This window comes from Streptomyces sp. HNM0645, assembly GCF_030056615.1.
GTDB lineage: Bacteria > Actinomycetota > Actinomycetes > Streptomycetales > Streptomycetaceae > Streptomyces > Streptomyces marianii.
The window spans coordinates 117,881-137,210 of sequence record NZ_JASHLT010000005.1; the positions used below are offsets into that span (position 1 = coordinate 117,881).

Genomic DNA, 19,330 nt, shown 5'->3' on the forward strand with positions numbered 1-19,330 from the left:
CTGGGACACGGGTGGGATGAACTGGGAGAACAGGCGTATTTCGACGCCTCCCCATGGGGAGGGCCGGGCGCTCCCAGAAGGCGCCTGATCGGGGAGAAGCCCCAGGTCAGGCGCCTTCTTTCGTGCTGCTAGAAGAAGCCCAGCTTCTTCGGCGAGTAGCTCACCAGCAGATTCTTCGTCTGCTGGTAGTGATCCAGCATCATCTTGTGCGTCTCACGGCCGATGCCGGACTGCTTGTAGCCGCCGAAGGCCGCGTGCGCCGGGTACGCGTGGTAGCAGTTCGTCCAGACCCGGCCCGCCTGGATCGCCCGGCCGGCGCGGTAGGCCTGGTTGACGTCGCGCGTCCAGACGCCGGCACCGAGGCCGTACAGCGTGTCGTTGGCCGTCTTGATCGCGTCGTCGAAGTCGGCGAACGAGGTCACCGCGACGACCGGACCGAAGATCTCCTCCTGGAAGACACGCATCCGGTTGTCGCCCTCGAAGATCGTCGGCTGTACGTAGTAGCCGCCCGCCAGCTCACCGTCGTACTCGACGCGCAGGCCGCCCGTGAGGATCTTCGCGCCCTCCTGCTTGCCGATGTCCAGGTACGAAAGAATCTTCTGCAACTGGTCGTTGGATGCCTGCGCGCCGATCATCGTGTCCGTGTCGAGGGGGTGACCCGGGACGATCGCCTCGGTACGGGCGATGCCGGCGTCCAGGAACTCGTTGTAGTGGCCGCGCTGGATCAGCGCCCGCGACGGGCACGTACACACCTCGCCCTGGTTGAGGGCGAACATCGTGAAGCCCTCCAGGGCCTTGTCCCGGAGGTCGTCGTCGGCCGACCAGATGTCGTCGAAGAAGATGTTCGGCGACTTGCCGCCCAGTTCCAGAGTGACGGGCCTGATGTTCTCCGCGGCGTACTGCATGATCAGCCGCCCCGTGGTGGTTTCGCCGGTGAACGCGACCTTCGCCACCCGGGGGCTCGAGGCGAGGGGCTTGCCCGCCTCCACACCGAAGCCGTTGACGATGTTCACGACGCCCGGCGGCAGGAGGTCGGCGACGAGGCTCATCCAGTAGTGGATTGACGCGGGCGTCTGCTCGGCGGGCTTCAGCACCACCGCGTTGCCGGCGGCCAGCGCCGGGGCGAGCTTCCAAACTGCCATCAGGATGGGGAAGTTCCACGGGATGATCTGCGCGACGACGCCGAGCGGCTCGTGGAAGTGGTAAGCGACCGTGTCGTCGTCGAGTTCGCTGAGCGAGCCCTCCTGGGCGCGCAGCACACCGGCGAAGTACCGGAAGTGGTCGATGGCCAGCGGGATGTCGGCCGCCAGGGTCTCGCGGACCGGTTTGCCGTTCTCCCAGGTCTCCGCGACCGCGAGCTCCTCGAGATGGGTCTCCATCCGGTCGGCGATCCTCAGCAGGATGTTGGCCCGGGCGTCCGGAGCCGTGCGCCCCCAGGCGGGCGCCGCAGCGTGCGCCGCGTCCAGGGCGCGCTCGACGTCCTCGGCGGTGCCGCGGGCGATCTCTGTGAACGCCTTGCCGTTGACGGGGCTCGGGTTCTCGAAGTACTGGCCGCGGGCAGGCGGTACGGACTCGCCGCCGATCCAGTGGTCGTAGCGGGACGCGTACGTGACGATCGCACCCTCGGTGCCGGGCGCGGCGTAGCGGGTCATCTCGGAGGCCTCCCGGGTTCGCCGCCGTCCGCCGTCGGACGGCGCTTCGACGCCGAACCTAGGGAGACGGACGTTGCAACCCCGTTGCGCTCGTCCCCTCTGCCCGGCACCCGGCCCCGGGCCCCCGGGCGACGGCCTCCGGCCCGGCGGCGGAGGGCCTGCCAGGGGTGCCGCCCCGGGTCAGTGGGGCTCGGTGGCGCCGGCCGCCTCACCTGCGGTCTTCGCCTCCGGGCCGCCCACCTCCGGTGCGTTCTCCTCCGGGGTGCAGACGACCTCGTCGCGCGGCGTGTAGTGGGTCGTGAAGTTCTCCCGGCCGACCTCGCGGCCGTCCTTGACGAAGTGGCGTCCCACGGAGACGTCGAAGCCCTCGAGCGGCGTCTGGACCTCGCACTCCGGGCCGCTGCCCTTGCGGGTCCCCGGCTCCTTGACGTTGGTGCGCGGCCCCTTGGTCGCGCGTATCTCGTCGTACTTCTTGGTGCCGAGGAACGAGATGGTGACCGAGGTGTCCGTGGACTCGGCCTTCACATAGACGGCGTTGCCCGAGTCGTTGAGCCAGCGCATGTCGAGCGTGCCCCACGCCACCGTGGCCTCGCGGCCCTCCGGATAGCGCTCGATGTAGAACGAGTGGGCCCCGTACTCCACCGGCTTGACGCCCGCGAAGAAGGCTGCGTTGAACATCGTCGTCGCGACGGCGGAGACGCCCCCGCCGGGGGACTTCACGTACTGACCGTTGTTGATCATGATGCCGTCGACGAAGCCGTTCTCCTTGGTGCGCTCCCCGACCGTGCGGTTGAAGCTCCACGCCTCGCCCGGCAGGACGACGGAGCCGTCGATGCGCTCCACGGCGCGGGCGATGTTGGTGACCCGGTAGGGCGCCGCGGGGAACTCGACGGTGAACGAGGAGACCTTCTCCTTGATGCCGAGGCGGCGGGCCGAATCGCCGGTGAACTCCGGCTGGACGGCCTTCGCCGGGATCTCGCCGGTCCGCGCCGCGCCCTGGCGGGTCAGCAGGGGGAGCACGGCCCTGCCGAGCGCCTGCTCCTCGACCTCGTGGCCCGCCCGGGCCTCCTCGGTCACGACGACCCGGTCGCCGTCGAGTCCGAGTACCGCGTTCCGCGGGCCCTGCGCGGCCTGGCGTACCTGGCCGGAGACCTCGGGGTCGCCGAGCAGCCCCTTGGCGTCGAGGACCGGGGCGAGCCGGCCGTCGGCTCCGGGCTTCATGGTCAGATGGCGGCCGAGGGCCGGGGGACCGACGGTGACGGCCCTGCCGTCGAGGGTGAGCGTGACGGGACCGGACATCGCGGGCCGGGCGAAGTCGTTCATGGCCCGCTCGGTCTCGGCGCGGTCTGTGCGCGGCGGCGTCTGCTTCACGGGCATCACGACGGGCGAGCGGTCCGCGCGCAGGTAGCCGTCCCGGAGGGCGTCCGGGGCACGGTCCTTCACCAGGGACGTGCCCGTGACCGGCGAGACGGCCGTCGCCTGGCCGTTCTCGAAGGATATGGTGCCGTCACGCACCTTCCGATCGGCGGCCGCGCCCATGCGCGCGACGGCGTCCCGGTTCTTCTCCTCGTCGACGCGCACCACGGGCTCGATGTCGCGGTTCTCCGCGCTGAAGAGCCTCCCGATGACGCTGACGGGGTCGAGCGACTCGTTCACGGCGTTCCCGGCGGTCGCCGCCGTGTCGACGGACAGGCCGAGCGCGGCGGGATCGGCCTTCTCCACCCGGTCCCCGATCCTCAGCGTGAGAGGGGCGGCGAAGGTGCCCGCGAGCTCGCGGTCCAGGGTCCGCTGGGCCTCCGGCCGGCTCATCCCGCCTATGTCGACGCCCCGCACCCGGGTGCCGTCGGGGACGTCGCCGGCCGCCAGCCCCACCGCGTACAGACCGCCTGCGGCGAGGACGACCGCCCCGCCCGCGACGGGCAGAGCGAAGCGCCGGTTGTCCGTTGCGCGGGTTCCGCGTGCCATGAGACTCCCTCGGCGTCGGCCGGTCGCAACGGCGCCCCGGCGGGCCGCCGGTACAGCCCGGTGAACGTGGTCGGACTTACCACCATCCACTAAAACGGGCTAAAAGCGACCTAAATGTGACTGCTTTCACGAACCGCTCCTCGGGTGGTCCGGCCCTCGCCCGAGGACCGGAATCCGCAGGTCAGGCACGGGTGCCGCGGGGGCGGGGACGAGGGAGGCGTCCCCCGCCCTGGACCGCGTCCCGGACCCCGACCCCGACCCCGACGCCGGCGACCGGCGCCCAGCCCTTCAGGTTCGCGGGCGTCGCCGCGCGGGAGGGCGCAGGCGTATGTCCCCCTGCCGCGGCCGGCCAGTGGAGCCCACGGACGAGGCTGTGCCCGACGCCGTCACCACTGCCCCCCGAAGGCGGCACGCGCCCCGTTCCCGTACTCCCGGTCCAGAGCGCGGGCCCGTGCCTGCGCCGCGGCACGCCGGTCCTCGGGGAGTGCGGCGGCCAGGGCCCGCCACGCGGGGAGGTCGCCCTCGCCCCACGGGCTGTAGACCCAGTCCGCCAGCAGGCCCGGGTCGCCGCGGGCGATCAGGGCGCTGCGCAGCTGGTCCCGCAGCCGCTCGCGGAGCCGGGCGACTCCCGGCGCCCGCGAAGCGGGCAGCAGTGGCCCGGTGTACTCGCCGAGCGCCGCCGCGACCGCGCCCGACGCGAGTCGGCGCCCCACCGTGCCGAAGTCGGCGTCGACCGGTACGGCCAGCCGGTACGGCCGGGACCCCAGCAGCCGAGGGCCCAGCAGGGCACGCAGCCGGGACATCTCGGCCCGCAGTGTGACCGGGGTGATGTGCTCGTCCTCGTAGAGCTCCAGCAGCAGCTCGTCGCCGCTCAGCCCCTCCGGGCGGTGGGCGAGGACCACGACGATCTCGCTGTGCCGCCGGCTCAGCCGCAGCTTGCGGCCCTCCGCGGCCAGCAGGGCCTCGTCCCGGCCCAGCGCCGTCAACTGCGCCGCGTCGCCGGAGGGCCGCGGCGACAGGAGCGCCAGATGCGACTCGGCGGCCCGCGCCACCGCTCCGACGAACGCCAGACTGTGGGGATGCGCCAGCCGGTTCCCGCCCGTGATGTCCACCGCGCCCAGCAACCGGCCGCTGTGGGGGTCGTGGACCGGGGCCGCTGCACACGTCCACTCCTGCACCGGGCGCTGGAAGTGCTCCGCCGAGAACACCTGCACCGGCCGGTCGACCGTGAGTGCCGTGCCCGGCGCGTTCGTCCCCGCCACCGCCTCCGCCCAGCGCGCCCCTTCCACGAAGTTCATCCGCCCGGCCCGCTCCCGCGCCCCGCGGTGTCCCTCGACCCACAGCAGCCTGGCCTGTGCGTCGCACACCGCCACCAGGTGTTCGCCGTCGACGGCGTACGCACCCGTCAGCTCCCGGATCACCGGCATCACGCGCGACAGCGGATGCCCCTCGCGGTAGACCGCCAGTTCGTCGTCGCCCAGTTCCACGCTCGCCCGGCCCTCCGGGGCGACCCTGGCCCGCGCGGAGCGCCGCCACGACTCGGCCACCACGGGCCGGACGCCCGCCGCCACCCGGCCGGCCGTCGTGAACTGCTCGTACGCCCGGCGCAGCACACCGACGCGCCGCCCGGCGTCGCCCCCGGGCTCCAGCGCCACCCATGGGTCCGTCAACTCGGCCTCCCGGTCCCCGGTCCGCGTCCGTGCCCATCGTCGTGCGGCCCGGCGCCCCCGACAAGGGCCACGCAACGACGGCGCACCGTCACGGCTCCCCGGCGCCCCCCGCGGACGAGGCGAGGTCGTCGGGCACCGCGCGGATCACCGCATCCGATGCCCCCGGCGGCGGCCCGCCGGAACCCGGGCCCGGCCCCGTCGGCGACGCCAGTGCCGAGGCCGGGTCGGGAGCCGGCGGGCCAGCCGGGGACCACGGTGCGCGGCCTGCACGGGTGAAGACCCACCAGCGTCCGTCCGCCCCCACGCGCAGTTGCGTCCCCGGCCGCACGCTCCACCGCCCCGTCCCGGCCGCGCGCAGCGAGGGGCGTGCGCCCTCGTCCCAGTCCTCGGTGCGGCGCAGGTGCGCCGCCGCACGCGCGAGGACGTCTTCCGCGACGGGCCCGCCGTCCAGTACGGCCAGTCCCGCCGCGCCGCCGTACCGCCAGGCACGTACGGCGACCTCGAAGCCCGCCCGGCCCCGGCCGGAACCGGCCGCGAGCCGCTCGGCGACCGCCGGCGGAAGACCGCCGCGCGCCGTCGCGGCCAGGCGCACCGCGTCCTGACCCACCGACAGCCCCGCGGCGAGCCCGGCCGTGACCCTCGCCGCTCCCGCCGCGCACGCGTCCGTGGCGCCGACCGCGGAACCGGCCGGGGCGCCCGTCCCGAGGTCCCGCCGCCCACCGCCCGCGGACAGCGCCTCCGCCAGCATCCGCCGCGCCCGTACCGCCGCGTCCGCGGCCAGGAACTCCAGTGCCTCCGGGTCGATTCCCTCCGGTGCGTCCGTCCCGGTGTCCAGTGACGGCGGCAGACCCGGCGCCTCGGGCAGCGGCGGCGCGGCGAGCGGTGCCGAGGCGGTGCTCCCCGCGGCGACGGCCACCCCCGGCGCGCGCCCCGCAGCGGCATCGGCGGCGAACGCCTCCACCGCGGGCACCCCCGCGACGTCGGGCACGCCCCCGGACTCCGGCCCGGGCCGCTCCGCCCGCGCCGCGCTCCGTACCTGCAACGCGTCGAGAAGCCTGCGCTTCCCCCGCCCGCGCAACAGCAGCAGGACGAACGGGTCCTGGTCCAGCAGCCCTGCCACCTGGTAGCAGAGGGCCGCGGTGTGCGGGCACAGGTCCCAGACCCCGCAGGTGCACTGCGGTTCCAGATCCCCGATGCCCGGCAGCAGTGCGACGCCCGCCTCCGCCGCGTCCTCCACGAGGTGCGGCGGCATGTCCCGGTCCAGGAGGGCCGCGATGTGCCCCGCCCGGTCCACGGCCGTGTCCAGGAACCGTTCCCACGCTTCCGCGGTCAGCTCCGGCAGCAGCACATCACTGCGGTGTCCCGTGCCGTCCCGGTCCCTGACCACCGCCGTGATCCTGCCGGGACGAACGGACACGGCACCGACCGCCCCGTCCCGTGCCCGCCTGCGCCCCTTCCTCAGCTGCTCCCTGTCCAGGGCACCGTCCTCCAGGGCCTTCACCCACGCCCGGCCCCACCAGGTCACGGCGAAGCCCCGGCTCCGCGCGGGCGGCAGCGCGACGAACGTCCGCCCGTCCTGGTCCTGGTCCTCGTACGCGTCGTCCGTCATCGTGCGCCTCCTCGCAGTTCGACCAGTTCCGCCAGTTCGGCATCGGTCAGTTCGGTCAGCGCGGTCTCGCCGGAGCCGAGCACCGCGTCGGCGAGTTCCTTCTTCCGTTCGATCATCGCGGCGATGCGATCCTCGATGGTCCCCTCGGCGATCAGCCGGTGGACCTGCACCGGCTGGGTCTGGCCGATGCGGTGGGCCCGGTCGGTGGCCTGCGCCTCGACGGCCGGGTTCCACCAGCGGTCGTAGTGCACGACATGACCGGCCCCGGTGAGGTTCAGCCCGGTGCCGGCGGCCTTCAACGACAGCAGGAAGACCGGCACTTCACCGTCCTGGAAGCGCCGGACCATGGCCTCGCGACCGGGTACCGGCGTCCCGCCGTGCAGCAGCTGCGTCCGTACGCCCCGCGACGCGAGATGCCGTTCGAGCAGCCGGGCCATCCGCACGTACTGGGTGAAGACGAGGACGCCCGCTCCCTCGGCGAGGATGGTGTCGAGGAGTTCGTCGAGGAGTTCGAGTTTCCCGGAGCGGCCCGCGATCCGCGGCCGCTCCTCCCCGAGGTACTGGGCGGGGTGGTTGCAGATCTGCTTCAGCGAGGTCAGCAGCTTCACGACGAGGCCGCGCCGTTCCATTCCGCCGGCGGCCGAGATCGCCTCCAGGGTCTCCCGGACGACCGCCTCGTACAGGCCCGCCTGCTCCGCGGTGAGAGAGACCGCGCGGTCGGTCTCGGTCTTCGGGGGCAGTTCGGGCGCGATGCCCGGGTCGGACTTGCGGCGGCGCAGAAGGAACGGCCGGACCAGGGCGGCCAGCCGCTCGGCGGCCGCGGGGTCGCCGCCCTCGACGGCCTGCGCGTACCGGGACCGGAAGGTGCCGAGCCGGCCGAGCAGACCCGGCGTCGTCCAGTCGAGGATCGCCCACAGCTCGGAGAGACTGTTCTCGACGGGGGTGCCGCTGAGCGCGACACGCGCCTTCGCGCCGATGGTGCGCAGTTGCCTGGCCGTCGCCGCGTAGGGGTTCTTGACGTGCTGGGCCTCGTCGGCGACGACCATGCCCCAGGCCGTCTCCGCGAGCTCCGCGGCGTCGAGTCGCATGGTGCCGTACGTGGTGATGACGAACTCCCCGTCCGCGAGGCCGTCCAGGCTCCGGGACGGACCGTGGAAGCGCCGCACGGGAGTGCCGGGGGCGAACCTCTCGATCTCCCGCTGCCAGTTGCCGACCAGGGAGGCCGGACAGACGACGAGGGTCGGGCCGGCGGCGGACGGCTCGGTCTGCCGGTGCAGATGCAGGGCGATCAGCGTGATGGTCTTGCCCAGTCCCATGTCGTCGGCGAGGCAGCCGCCGAGGCCGAGCGAGGTCATCCGGTGCAGCCAGTTCAGCCCGCGGAGCTGGTAGTCGCGAAGCACGGCGGCGAGCGCGGCGGGCTGGGTGATCTCCGGTACGCCGCCCTCGGGGTCGGTCAGTCGCTCCCGCAGCCGTTCCAGCCATCCGGACGCCTCGACAGCGACCCTGCGGCCACCGCTCTCCACGGACCCGGTGAGCACCGTGGCCAGCGCCTCGAAGGGCGTCACCCCGTGGCCCTGTCGTGCGCGGGCCAGCCGGGCCTCCTCGGGGTCGACGAGTACCCAGCGGTCGCGCAGCCGCACCACGGGCCTGCTCGCCTCGGCGATCCGGTCCAGTTCCGCACGGCTCAGCTCGCGGTCGCCGAGCGTGAAACGCCAGTTGAGGGCGAGCAGAGCGTCCGAGGAGAGGAACGACGGCATCGTCGATCCGGCGGGATCCGCACCGGTGGCCCCCTCCACCCCCTCGGGCGGCCCGATCACGGCCCTGGCGGTGAGGGTGCGGACGAGTTCCCGGGGCCAGTGGACCTGCACCCCGGTCGCTGCCAGGGCGTGCCGGGCGTCGCCGAGGAGCTCGGCGACGTCCTCGTCGGCGAGGTCCACGGCGACGGGCACGGCCGCGGACAACAACGGCGCGAGGGGTGCCCACGCCCGTGCGGCGCGGCGCAGGGCGAGCAGGGCGTCCGTCCGGGCACGCGGCCCGAACACGGTGTCCTGCCCTCCCGCCCACACGCTCGCGGCATCCGCGACCAGCGCGGGGCCGCTGACGCAGTGCAGCTGCGGCACGGCCCGGAACGACGGTCCCGCCCGGTGCCCGGCCGTCGTCTCGCTCGGCGCGTCCCCCACGGTCGGCTCCAGCACGTCGATGCGCAACGACAGTCGCACGCCCGAGTCATGACCGGTCGCCACCTCGTGCGCCCAGGTACGCGCCTCGGGCAGGTGCTGCGGCTCCTCCGCGGCGAACGCCCCGGAGCCCGCGGCGAGCGGGGCGGCGGGAGTCCGCGGCAGTACGTCCGCCACGGCGTCGAGGAAGGCCCGCAGCTGCCGCTCGGGTCCGGGAAGCAGCACCGGTGAGGCCCCGGCGTCGACGGGGACGGCGTGTGCGGTCGCCGGCATGGATGCGGCGAGGCCGCGTATCCGGTCCATGTCCTCGGCGGTCAGCGGTCCGACGCGCCAGGCGTCGTGGCCGCTCGCGCCGAGGCCGGGCAGCAGCAGTCCGCGGGCCGCCAGGTGGAGCGCCAGCACGGTGGCCGCGCCCCAGAACACCGTGGCGGGCGAGGCGCCGTCCGCCACCCGGGCGTGCAGGAGGACCGGTAGCGCGTCCCGTACCGGCAGTGCCCGGGCGGGCACGGCGTACGTCCGGCCGCCCTGGCCGGCGACGGTCAGCTCCGTGGGCGTGCCGGGGCCCGTGGGGGGCCGGGTGCCGTCCGGGTGCCAGAACGCGAACCTGCCCGCGCGGGGCGGGTCCGCCGGCAGGAGCACGGCGGAGCAGCGGACGAGCCCGGAGTCTTCGGAGGGAGTTGCCGCGGAGAGCCTGTGGACAGCGATGACGGAGTCCTCAAATTTGACTAGTGGGGTCGGAGCGGCCGAGGATACCCCAGGCGTACCCCCGGCGGGGCCGGTACTGCACCGCCGCCCCGGCCGTCTCCCTCACGGTCGGGGCGCGTGGTCCGGAACGGGGGGAGCGGCTTCCCGGGGTCCGGAGGACACCGCGGCCGCCTGAGGGAACCGACGGGTCCGTGGACACGTTGTCACAGCAGGGAGCGGCGGCCCGTGGGCCGCGAAGGAGGCTGCGAAAACTATGTCGACAGGTGCGAAGATCGCCGTCGGGGGAGTGGCCATCGGCCTTCTCCTGATCCCACTGATCGGATTCTGGATGTCGCTGCTGGTGATCGTCGGAGTGCCCGCCGTGGCGTACTTCGCGCTCGACCCCTCGCAGCGCCGCCGGCTCCGCCGGATCAACAACCGCAAGCAGATCGGGCGCTGAACGGTCGGGTTCGCCCCGTTCCGGCGCGGGATACCGGGCACCGGCGTCCGCCGCCTCGATGTCGAACGGGCCGCCGGTGCTGCGGTGAGTGGCGGGCCGGACGGACCCGCGGTGAGAGCCCGAGTCGTCAGCTCAGCGCGCAGGAGTTCACCACATCGCCGTCCGCGGGCCTCGGAATCCTCCGGTCCGCGGGCGGTGCCGTGCCCTTCTCCACCCAGTCGGTCAGCGCCGCGAATGCCGACCGGTGGCACGGCAGGATCGGACGCAGCCGGTCGGGATGGCTGTCGTACAGGGCGTCCGTGTGGGTGCCCGCCTCGGAGATGAGTGCGTCCGTGGCGTACTGGCGGCGGGTGCCCGGGGCTCCCGTGACCACCAGGCCCACGTTCCACCGGTCGGGAACCTGATCACGAACTGGGCGTCGTGGTTCCAGCCGTGCGTCGCGTTCGCACGTGAGCCGTCCGGGAAGTAGCCGTCGATCCGGACGCCCGGCACCCCTGAGGGTTGCGTGTGCCGGCCGCCGCCAGTCCCGCCTGGTCGGCCATGTCGGTGTACGGCGTTCCCGCGAGCCCGGTCGTCGTCAGATCCCCGAGACAGGCCGACCGCCGGTGCGCGGCGCCGGGCACGTCGAGCCGGTCCTGACCGGCGCAGTGGCCGGACGCTGCCCCGTGCCGTGCCGTGCCGGCGCCGGCGAAGGACGTCGAGGCGAGTGCCAGGAGCAGCGGGGCGAGTACCGGTGCTCGCCTGGACGTACGGGACAGACGCATGGCCGCGGCCTCCGAGTCAACGGCAGGAGGGTGGGTACGCCGCCCCAGCGTGCTGTCGGCATCGTGGCCCGGCCACAGGCGCGGCCCGCACCTCGGGCACCTCGGCTGTGTGGGAGGGCTCCTCGGGAGCTCCGCCCGTGTGCCCGCTCGCGACCGTCTTGCGTACGGCCCTCCTCAGGCCGGCCGTACCGCCATCCTGTCCAGGGCCTCCAGCAGCCCGGGCAGTTCGGGACCACGGCCCACCGGCAGTACCTCTCCGGGCTCCTCGTCCAGCAGCACGAAGGCGATGTCGTCGGTCCTGGCCACCAGCGACCAGCCGGGCCCGTCCGCCCTCAGCATCCGCGCACCGTCCGGCGCGAAGCTCGATCTCACCCGCCCGAGCGGCGGCGCGTCGTCGACATAGGCGTGGAGCTCCTTGAGCACCCGCCGCACCCCCTCGTGCGGCGTCGCACGCTCCTCCTCCGGGGCGTCCGGCTGCGCGAACGTGATCTGCTCGGCCACCTGCCCGCGCCAGACGGCCCACTGCAGCGCGACCTCGTCCGCGCCGAGCCGCCGCTGCGCGGGACCCCACTCACTCGTGTCGGGTGGGCACAGCGGCGGGCCGCCCGCCTCCTCCTCGCCGGGATCGTGGGGCGCGGGCACACCCGGCGCGACCGTGGCGACGGCCAGCGGCCAGCCGGGCAGCGCGGCGACCACCGAACGGTCGCTGGGCGAGAGGTCGTACTCCATCCCGCAGTCCCACGACGCGATCGCCACGGCCACCAGGGACACGTCGTCGATCACGACCGTCCAGCGGGCGCCTGCTCCGTCCTGCCCGAGGACCAGCCCGTAGCCGCCGCTCCAGGGTTCGAGTCCCAGGGCGGCGCACGCCGCGGGGTAGTCGTCGCCGAGCACGCTGGGGAACTGCGCGGGTGTGAGCAACTGCGCAGTCAGCACAAACAGCGCGTCGTCGTCGGCCGCTTCGTCCGTCCCGGCCACGGCATCCTCCCCATCGGATCGTTCGTCGGCGCACCTTAACCAGTGGGTAACCCCGGCGTCGAGGGTTCGCGGCAGGAAACTGGGGCGACACCTTCCGCCCTCCGGCCCCGGGGGAGCGGACTCCGCCGCGCCGGTTCGGGCCCCGCCCCTCTGCGGCGGGGCCCGTGCTGTCAGGCGACGGGCAGGCCGAGCAGACCGCGGGCCACCGTCCGGGGCGACTCGTCGCGCTCGCGCGCCAGGGCGATCACGGCCCGGCAGGCCAGCTCGTTCACCCCGAACGACAGCGCCTCGGGCGACACCCAGCCCGACGCCTCCTCGATTCCCTGCTGGTCGTCCTCGGCGCACGCGGAGACATACGCCGCCGCGGCCTCGAAGAGGTTCGGCTGACGCTGCCGGACGACCTTCGCCGGCGGCGTACCCGCATCGTCCGCGGCGTCGCCCGCCCTCCGCGCCGCGAGCCTGCGGATTCCGTTCATGACCTTGTCGAACACCCTGGCCCCCTTTCATCACACCGTCACCCTTCCGGTGTACCCCGCCGGTATGACAAGTCTTCCTGCGTGCTCCTGCGGGGGCGTCCTCACCGGGTGCCTCCCGCGGACGGGTGAACGGCTTCCCGGAGCGGTCCGGGCCGCTGCGCTCGACCGTCGCTGCCGCCGACCGGCCGCCGCTGCCGCCTGCGGAAGGGCGGCTGCGCCGGATCGCCGGCTGCCGTGGCGGAACGCGCCGCCTGCCCGGTGTGTGGACGGATCACTCCGGTGCCGGGTCAGTCCTCCCTGACCGCCAGCGCGAGGAAACGCTCCTCCTCATCGCGGTACGAGATCAGCCGCCATCCCGAACCGGCCAGCAGCGGGCGGAGGTTGGACTCGGCGCGCAGGTCGTCGGGAGTCAGCCGGCGCTTCTGGCGGGCCGCCAGTGCGGCCCTGCCGATGGGGTGGAAGAGTGCGAGACGTCCGCCCTGACGCACCACTCTGGCCAGTTCACACAGGTCGCCGGCAGGATTCGGCAGGTGCGCGACCAGCCCGGAGGCGAACACCGCGTCGATCGACGCGGTGCGCAGCGGCAGCCGTGCCGCGTCCGCCTGGAGCAGCGCGGCATCGCGGTCGCGCCCGGCGCCGACCGCGGCCTTCAGCATCTCGAGCGTCAGATCGGCGCCGACGACCGTACCGGCCGGACCCACCGCCTCGCGCAGGACGGGCAGCGCGCGTCCGGTGCCGCAGCCCGCGTCCAGGACCGCGTCGCCGGGGGCCAGATCCAGTGCCGCGACCCCCGCGACGAACGCGGGCACGTCGTCGGGAAACCGGACGTCCCAGTCGGCGGCCCGGGCGCCGAAGAACTCCTGCACATGCATGTGGTCGTCGGTCATGCGCCCATGATTCCGCAGTCCCGGGCATACTCGCCGATCCACCACCGGAACAGAGGTGCGGTGCACGCGTTCGACCTCGGCACGATCGTTCTGAAACATCGGCTGTCATATTCCGGCAGCTTTCGAAATGCGCCCCCGCCCCGCGCGCCCATCGCGACTACCGTCCCTGATCCATGGGACACCTGGACCACGCCACGTTCGGCTGGCTGACCCCCGTGCTGTCGTACGCGATGGCCTGCATCGGCGCCGCCCTCGGGCTGCGCTGCACCGTGCGCGCACTCGACGCGACCGGCCGCTCCCGCCGCAACTGGCTGCTCACGGCGGCCTCCGCCATCGGCACCGGCATCTGGACGACGCACTTCGTCGCGATGCTCGGATTCGGTGTCACCGGCACCGACATCCGCTACAACGTCCCGCTCACCATCCTCAGCCTGGCCGTCGCCATGGCCGTCGTCGGCGCGGGGGTCTTCGCCGTCGGCCACAGCCGCGACCGGGTCCGCGCCCTGCTCCTGGGCGGGCTGACCACCGGACTGGGTGTCGCCGGCATGCACTACCTCGGCATGGCGGCCCTCCGGCTGCACGGCGACGTCACCTATGACCCGCTGCTCGTCGCCCTCTCCGTCGCCATCGCCGTGGCCGCCGCGACCGCCGCCCTGTGGGCCGCGCTCAACATCAGGTCGTCGCGCGCGGTCGCCGTCGCCTCCCTCGTCATGGGCGCGGCCGTCAGCAGCATGCACTACACCGGCATGCTCGCCGTGAGCGTGAACGTCGCGCCCTCGGACGCGGTGCTGCCCGGGGCCACGACGATGCAGTTCATCTTTCCCCTTGCCGTCGGCCTCGGGTCGTACCTCTTCCTCACCTCGGCCTTCGTCGCCCTCACCCCGACGGCACACGAACGAGCCGCCTACGCGTCGGCCGAGCGGACCACCGAGCCCGAGCCCCGGGTGGCCGCACCGGCGCCGACCAGTTCGTAGGGCGCCCCCGCCCCCGGTACGCCCCGGACCGGTCCGCCATCCCGGACCAACCGCCCGCCCCGCACGGCCGTCCCACTGCGTCCAACACCCCGTACCCGGAACGAGGAGGCCATGCGCACACCTCGCAGCAAGCCCGGCGCCGAGACGCCGCCCCCGTGGCCGGCGGCGGCAGTCGGCTCCCCGTCCGTCCGCGGGCGCCGTGCCCACGCAGGGCCGCCTGCGGACGAACGGGCCGGCCCCGGCTCCGCCCACGGACCGGCCGACGCACACGGGCAGGCACCGCGCCCGGGGGAGCGCCGGCGGCTGCGCCCCCGGACCGTACGCGCCAAGATCATCTCCCTGCTGATGGTCCCGGTGGTCTCCCTGCTGGCCCTCTGGGGGTTCGCCACCGTCACCACCGCGCAGGACATCGCGCGGCTCCGGCAGCTCCAGGACGTCGAGGACCGCGTCCGCGGACCCGTCGCGGAGACCGTGAGCGCGCTCCAGGCCGAACGGCGCGCAGCCCTCCGGCAGATCGCCGCGCCCGACGGCTCGCGCGCCGCCGAACTCCGGCAGCAGGCCAGGGGCACCGACGCCGCACTCGCCGGTCTGTCCCTCGACCCGTCCCACACCGTCGCCGACGGGGGCGTTCTGCCCCGTGACGTCGCCGGGCGGCTGGCCGCGTTCGTCGCCCAGGGTCGCGGACTCGCCGCCCTCCGCGTATCGGTGCTCGACGGCAGCACCGACTGGGACAGTGCCTACGAGCACTACACGACGGCCATCGGCACCGGCTTCGGCGTCGCCGGCGCCCTCGCCGGCGTCCAGGACCCCGGCACGGGCTCGGACGCCCGGGTGCGACTCGAATTCGCCCGGGCCGGCGAGATGCTCGCCCGCGAGGACGCACTGCTCACGGCCGCCCGGGCAGCCAGGTCGTTCACCGCCGACAGGCTGCGGCGGTTCACCGGCGCCGTGGAGACCCGTCGTGCGCTCACCGAGTCCGCCGTCGCCGACCTGCGGCCGCGTGAGCGGGACGCCTGGCGCGAACTCGCGGCGCAGAGCGCGTACCGCGACCTCCGGTCCGCCGAGGACGCCACCGCCGCCGCGCCTGCGGGCCGCCGCGCGGCCTCGGCCGTGCCCGTCACCACCTGGGACACCGCCCACGATGCGGTCCGCGCCGGGATGCGGGACATCGAGGCGAACGCCCGGCGCGGAGCGGCGGACCGGGCCGACCCGGTCGGACGGGGCATGTTCACCGCCGCCGGTGCCGCGGTCCTCCTCGGCCTGGCCGCGGTGGCCGCCTCCCTCGTCATCTCCGTACGCATCGGCCGCGCCCTCGTCGTCGAACTCGTCACTCTCCGCAACACGGCCCTGGAGATCGCCCGCCACAAACTGCCCCGCGCCATGCGCCGCCTCCGGTCCGGCGAGGCCATCGACGTCCGGGCCGAGGCGCCGCCGGGGCCGCCGCCGCAGGACGAGATCGCCGAGGTCGGCGAGGCACTGTCGACCGTCCACCGCGCCGCCCTCAGCGCCGCCGTCGAGCGCGCCGAACTCAGCAGGGGCATCTCCGGTGTGTTCGTCAACCTGGCCCGCCGCAGCCAGGTCCTGGTCCACCGGCAGCTCACCCTGCTCGACGGTATGGAACGCCGGGCCGAGGACCCGGGCGAGCTCGGAGACCTCTTCCGCCTGGACCATCTGACGACCCGTATGCGCCGCCATGCGGAGAGCCTGATCATCCTGTCCGGCGCGGCACCGGGCCGGGCCTGGCGGGTGCCCGTGCCGCTCACCGACGTCGTCCGCGCCGCCGTGTCCGAGGTCGAGGACTACGCGCGGGTCGAGGTACGGCAACTGCCCGAGGCCGCAGTGGTCGGGGCGGCGGTCGCCGACCTCACCCACCTGCTCGCCGAACTCGTCGAGAACGCGGCACAGTTCTCGCCCCCGCACACCAAGGTCAGGGTCAGTGGCGAGCCCGTCGGGAACGGCTACGCACTGGAGATCGAGGACCGGGGACTGGGCATGGGCAGGGAGGCCCTCGCGGACGCCAACCGCCGTATCGAGCAGTCCGAGGCGCTCGACCTCTTCGACAGCGACCGGCTGGGCCTCTTCGTCGTCAGCCGGCTGTCGGCGCGGCACGACATCAAGGTGAAACTGCGGACCTCGCCGTACGGAGGGACCACCGCGGTCGTCCTGCTCCCCACCGCTCTGCTGCAGAGCGCCCAGCCGGCAGGTGCCGCCCCGCCGCCCGGCCACCACGAGTCCGAACCCGGCACGGCGCCGCGGCCCGTGACGCACTCCGCCCCCTTCGCCGTGCCGGACGCCGCACCGCGTCCGGCCCCCGACGACGACCGGTCGCCGACGGCTCGGCCCGGTCGGCAGGGCACCGAGGCCCGGTCCCGGGAAGCGGCCCCGACGCCCGGGGTCATCGCCCTACGGCTGCGCGACCGTGCCCCGTCACCACCCCCCGAGGGTCCCCACGCGGGACGCCCCGGCGTCCGGCCGCCGGCCCAGGGCGACGCCGCCCGCGGAGACCACTCCGATCCCGAGGACGCGGGCGCCCTGCCGCGCCGCGTGAGGCAGGCCAACCTCGTCCCGCAGTTGCGCGAGGCGGCGCGGCCCGAACAGCCGGACCCGGCCGGACACGCCCCGGACGAGGCACCGGAACGCACCCCGGAACAGGTCAGGGACCGGATGACCGCCTATCGCGCCGGCTGGGCACGCGGTGGTGGCGCCGCCCCGGGCAGTCCCACCCACAGCAGCGCTCACAGCAGTGAAGGAGACCACGCATGATCGACCACGAGAGGACCCTCCACCCCCGCTCCGGAGAACTCGACTGGCTGCTCGACGACCTGGTGCTGCGGGTGGGCGAGGTCCGCCACGCGGTCGTGCTCTCCAGCGACGGCCTCGCCGTGGGCGCGTCCGGCGGCCTCACCCGGGAGGACGCCGAGCACCTCGCGGCCGTCTCCTCCGGATTCCACAGCCTCGCCAAAGGCACGGGACGCCACTTCCGCACCGGAGGGGTCCGGCAGACGATGGTCGAGATGGACGACGGGTTCCTCTTCGTCGCCGCCGCCGGGGACGGCTCCTGCCTCGCCGTCCTCAGCTCCGTCACCGCCGATGTGGGCCTGATCGCCTACGAGATGGCGCGGCTCGTGAAGCGCGTCGGCGAGCACCTCGGCACCCCGCCGCGCATGTCCGCGACCCCGCCCGCCGGCGGCTGACCCGCAGGGAGACTCCACCGACATGAACGATGCCGCCGACGGCGGCCCGGATCTCCGGGGCAGCCGCTGGTACGACGCCGAGGCGGGCCCGCTCGTCCGCCCGTACGCCATGACCGGAGGCCGCACGGAGCCGGGACCGAGCTCCGGGCGCCTCGACCTCATCGCGCTCGTCGACGCCGCCGCCGAGGCGGCGGACCGGGCCGCGGAGTGCCTGCTCGGGCCCGAGCACCGGGCACTCCTGGACCTCTGCCGCACCGAGACCCAGTCGGTCGCGGAACTCGCGGCGGACGCCGATCTGCCCGTCGGAGTCGTCCGGGTGCTCGTCGGCGATCTGCTGGAGGGCGGGCACGTCACGGTCTCCATGCCCGTACCGCCCGCGCAACTGCCGGACGAAAGGATTCTGCGGGAGGTGATCGACGGCCTCAGAGCCCTCTGAGACATCCACCGGTGACCGAAGGTCGGGAGGACGCGGACCACGAGTCGGGAGGGTGGGGGCAGGGAATCCCAGAGGTGTGGCGGGCGGAGGCCGCGGAGGCAACGAGGGCCGATCGCAGGTCCGGGTGGAGCAGACCGGGCGTCCTCCTCCGGGGCACACTGGTGGCGTCGTTCCCCGCAAGGCCCGCCGTTCCCCGCAAGGCCCGCCGTTCCCCGCAAGGCCCGTCGTTCCCCGCAAGGCCCGTCCGTCCCCGTGTCCGCGCCGGTACCGGCCGGCGTGGTACCGGCGCCACCCCATACCGCCGGCGCGCTCCAGCGCCGCCGCCGACGCCGAGGAGCAACGTGTCCGTACCGATCATCCTCGACTGCGACCCCGGGCACGACGACGCCGTCGCCATCCTCCTCGCCGCCGGGGATCCCGCGATCGACCTGCTCGCCATCACCACGGTCGCCGGCAACCAGGTGCTGGAGAAGACGACGCTCAACGCCCGTCGCATCTGCACCGCCGCGGGCATCACCGACGTGCCCGTCGCCGCCGGCTGCGCCCGCCCCCTCGTCCGGGAACTCCACGTCGCGGACGACGTCCACGGCGAGTCGGGCATGGACGGGCCGAGCTTCGGCGAACCGACCGTCGGCACCGTGCCCGAGCACGCCGTCGACCTCATGCACCGGCTCCTGACCCGGCATCCGGAGCCCGTCACACTCGTCCCCACCGCCCCGCTGACCAATATCGCCCTACTCCTCACCCGCCATCCCGACGCGGCGGAGCACATCCGCGAGATCGTGCTCATGGGCGGCTCGACGGAACGCGGAAACCGCACCCCCGCCGCCGAGTTCAACATGTACGTCGACCCGGAGGCCGCCGACGTTGTCTTCCGCAGCGGGCTGCCCGTGACCATGTGCGGGCTCAACGTCTCCCACCAGGCACTCGTCACCCCCGACGTGCTGGCACGGTTGGAGGGGCTCGGCACGGACCTCGGACGCATCTGCGCGGAGCTGATGACGTTCTTCGCCGCCGCCTACCGGCGGCTTTGGGGGTTTCCGGCGCCACCCCTGCACGATCCGGTGGCGGTGGCCCGGGTCATCGACCCGGAGATCGTGGACTGTGTCGACGCGAGCGTCGCCGTCGAACTCCGCGGGGAGTTCACGCGCGGGGCGACCGTCGTGGATCTGCACCGCTACCTCGACCGGCCGGTCAACGCCCGTGTCGCGGTGGGCCTCGACCAGGAGAGGTTCTGGGACCGGGTCGTCGGTGCCGTCGACAGGCTCGGACGGCGGGTGGCCGGCCCGGCGGGCGCGGGACCGGACGGCCCGCGCACGGAGGACGGCCCCGGATGACCTGCGGGGCGCCCGCCGCCACCCGCCGGGCGTGCGGAGGCCCGCCGGGGGTGGGGTGCCGGCATGG

Annotated in this window: 15 protein-coding genes; 6 read left to right on the forward strand and 9 right to left on the reverse strand. The window is 74.2% G+C overall.

Annotation, left to right across the window (positions count from 1 at the left end; all coding sequences use genetic code 11):
• Window positions 1-128 precede the first annotated feature (128 nt).
• The 5 genes from exaC to QMZ92_RS04785 all read right to left on the reverse strand — a co-directional run bounded on the left by exaC (window position 129) and on the right by QMZ92_RS04785 (window position 9,778).
• A complete protein-coding gene (gene exaC, locus QMZ92_RS04765; protein WP_283295972.1) occupies window positions 129-1,652 on the reverse strand; it encodes an acetaldehyde dehydrogenase ExaC in 1,524 nt (507 codons plus the stop codon).
• A 180-nt stretch (window positions 1,653-1,832) separates the two neighbouring features.
• Window positions 1,833-3,617, reverse strand: coding sequence for a VanW family protein (locus QMZ92_RS04770; protein WP_283295973.1), 1,785 nt, complete (start codon window positions 3,615-3,617; stop codon window positions 1,833-1,835).
• A 386-nt stretch (window positions 3,618-4,003) separates the two neighbouring features.
• Entirely contained in the window at window positions 4,004-5,287 is a 1,284-nt protein-coding gene (locus QMZ92_RS04775) for a GAF domain-containing protein (RefSeq protein WP_283295974.1), read from the reverse strand.
• Between the two features lie 88 nt (window positions 5,288-5,375).
• Window positions 5,376-6,896 carry an SWIM zinc finger family protein gene (locus tag QMZ92_RS04780; RefSeq protein ID WP_283295975.1) on the reverse strand — a complete coding sequence of 507 codons (1,521 nt, stop codon included), beginning with the start codon at window positions 6,894-6,896 and terminating at the stop codon, window positions 5,376-5,378.
• Window positions 6,893-9,778, reverse strand: coding sequence for an SCO1167/SCO6262 family helicase (locus tag QMZ92_RS04785; RefSeq protein ID WP_502961989.1), 2,886 nt, complete (start codon window positions 9,776-9,778; stop codon window positions 6,893-6,895). The genes QMZ92_RS04780 and QMZ92_RS04785 overlap by 4 nt, the downstream gene beginning before the upstream one ends.
• Before the next feature lie 253 nt (window positions 9,779-10,031).
• Between QMZ92_RS04785 and QMZ92_RS04790 the strand changes: the two genes are divergently transcribed.
• On the forward strand, window positions 10,032-10,217 hold the full coding sequence (locus QMZ92_RS04790) for a tail-anchor membrane protein (protein ID WP_138051580.1): 186 nt from the start codon (window positions 10,032-10,034) through the stop codon (window positions 10,215-10,217).
• Window positions 10,218-10,344: 127 nt separating this feature from the next.
• Here the strand turns inward: QMZ92_RS04790 and QMZ92_RS36265 are convergent, their stop codons facing one another.
• The 4 genes from QMZ92_RS36265 to QMZ92_RS04810 form a co-directional block, all read right to left on the reverse strand.
• The gene (locus QMZ92_RS36265) at window positions 10,345-10,590 is read right to left on the reverse strand and encodes a hypothetical protein (RefSeq protein ID WP_502961987.1); all 246 of its coding nucleotides are present in this window, start codon (window positions 10,588-10,590) and stop codon (window positions 10,345-10,347) included.
• A 565-nt stretch (window positions 10,591-11,155) separates the two neighbouring features.
• Window positions 11,156-11,959 (reverse strand): hypothetical protein, encoded by an 804-nt coding sequence (locus QMZ92_RS04800; RefSeq protein ID WP_283295977.1) that lies wholly within the window; start codon window positions 11,957-11,959, stop codon window positions 11,156-11,158.
• A gap of 170 nt (window positions 11,960-12,129) precedes the next feature.
• The gene (locus QMZ92_RS04805; RefSeq protein WP_283295978.1) at window positions 12,130-12,450 is read right to left on the reverse strand and encodes a hypothetical protein; all 321 of its coding nucleotides are present in this window, start codon (window positions 12,448-12,450) and stop codon (window positions 12,130-12,132) included.
• 272 nt (window positions 12,451-12,722) lie between these two features.
• The gene (locus QMZ92_RS04810) at window positions 12,723-13,322 is read right to left on the reverse strand and encodes a class I SAM-dependent methyltransferase (protein ID WP_283295979.1); all 600 of its coding nucleotides are present in this window, start codon (window positions 13,320-13,322) and stop codon (window positions 12,723-12,725) included.
• A gap of 173 nt (window positions 13,323-13,495) precedes the next feature.
• Here QMZ92_RS04810 and QMZ92_RS04815 point away from each other — a divergent pair, with 173 nt between their 5' ends.
• The 5 genes from QMZ92_RS04815 (at window position 13,496) to QMZ92_RS04835 (ending at window position 19,263) form a co-directional block, all read left to right on the forward strand.
• Window positions 13,496-14,296, forward strand: coding sequence for an MHYT domain-containing protein (locus QMZ92_RS04815; protein WP_283295980.1), 801 nt, complete (start codon window positions 13,496-13,498; stop codon window positions 14,294-14,296).
• Window positions 14,297-14,407: 111 nt separating this feature from the next.
• Complete coding sequence (locus QMZ92_RS04820; RefSeq protein WP_283295981.1) at window positions 14,408-17,059, forward strand: sensor histidine kinase; 2,652 nt, start codon at window positions 14,408-14,410, stop codon at window positions 17,057-17,059.
• Window positions 17,056-17,490: a roadblock/LC7 domain-containing protein gene (locus QMZ92_RS04825; protein ID WP_283295982.1), complete on the forward strand. Its 435-nt coding sequence runs from the start codon at window positions 17,056-17,058 to the stop codon at window positions 17,488-17,490. Before QMZ92_RS04820 ends, QMZ92_RS04825 begins: the two co-directional genes overlap by 4 nt.
• Window positions 17,491-17,512: 22 nt before the next feature.
• Window positions 17,513-17,926, forward strand: a complete 414-nt coding sequence (locus QMZ92_RS04830; RefSeq protein WP_283295983.1) for a DUF742 domain-containing protein — start codon at window positions 17,513-17,515, stop codon at window positions 17,924-17,926.
• 341 nt (window positions 17,927-18,267) lie between these two features.
• On the forward strand, window positions 18,268-19,263 hold the full coding sequence (locus QMZ92_RS04835) for a nucleoside hydrolase (RefSeq protein ID WP_283295984.1): 996 nt from the start codon (window positions 18,268-18,270) through the stop codon (window positions 19,261-19,263).
• The last annotated feature ends 67 nt before the right edge of the window (window positions 19,264-19,330 follow it).

Coding starts and splice junctions, on each gene's coding strand:
- QMZ92_RS04810 (WP_283295979.1), bottom strand. CDS start 13,322: ATGACCGACGACCACATGCATGTGCAGGAGTTCTTCGGCGCCCGGGCC.
- QMZ92_RS04830 (WP_283295983.1), top strand. CDS start 17,513: ATGAACGATGCCGCCGACGGCGGCCCGGATCTCCGGGGCAGCCGCTGG.
- QMZ92_RS04820 (WP_283295981.1), top strand. CDS start 14,408: ATGCGCACACCTCGCAGCAAGCCCGGCGCCGAGACGCCGCCCCCGTGG.
- QMZ92_RS04825 (WP_283295982.1), top strand. CDS start 17,056: ATGATCGACCACGAGAGGACCCTCCACCCCCGCTCCGGAGAACTCGAC.
- QMZ92_RS04790 (WP_138051580.1), top strand. CDS start 10,032: ATGTCGACAGGTGCGAAGATCGCCGTCGGGGGAGTGGCCATCGGCCTT.
- QMZ92_RS04815 (WP_283295980.1), top strand. CDS start 13,496: ATGGGACACCTGGACCACGCCACGTTCGGCTGGCTGACCCCCGTGCTG.
- QMZ92_RS04780 (WP_283295975.1), bottom strand. CDS start 6,896: ATGACGGACGACGCGTACGAGGACCAGGACCAGGACGGGCGGACGTTC.
- exaC (WP_283295972.1), bottom strand. CDS start 1,652: ATGACCCGCTACGCCGCGCCCGGCACCGAGGGTGCGATCGTCACGTAC.
- QMZ92_RS04770 (WP_283295973.1), bottom strand. CDS start 3,617: ATGGCACGCGGAACCCGCGCAACGGACAACCGGCGCTTCGCTCTGCCC.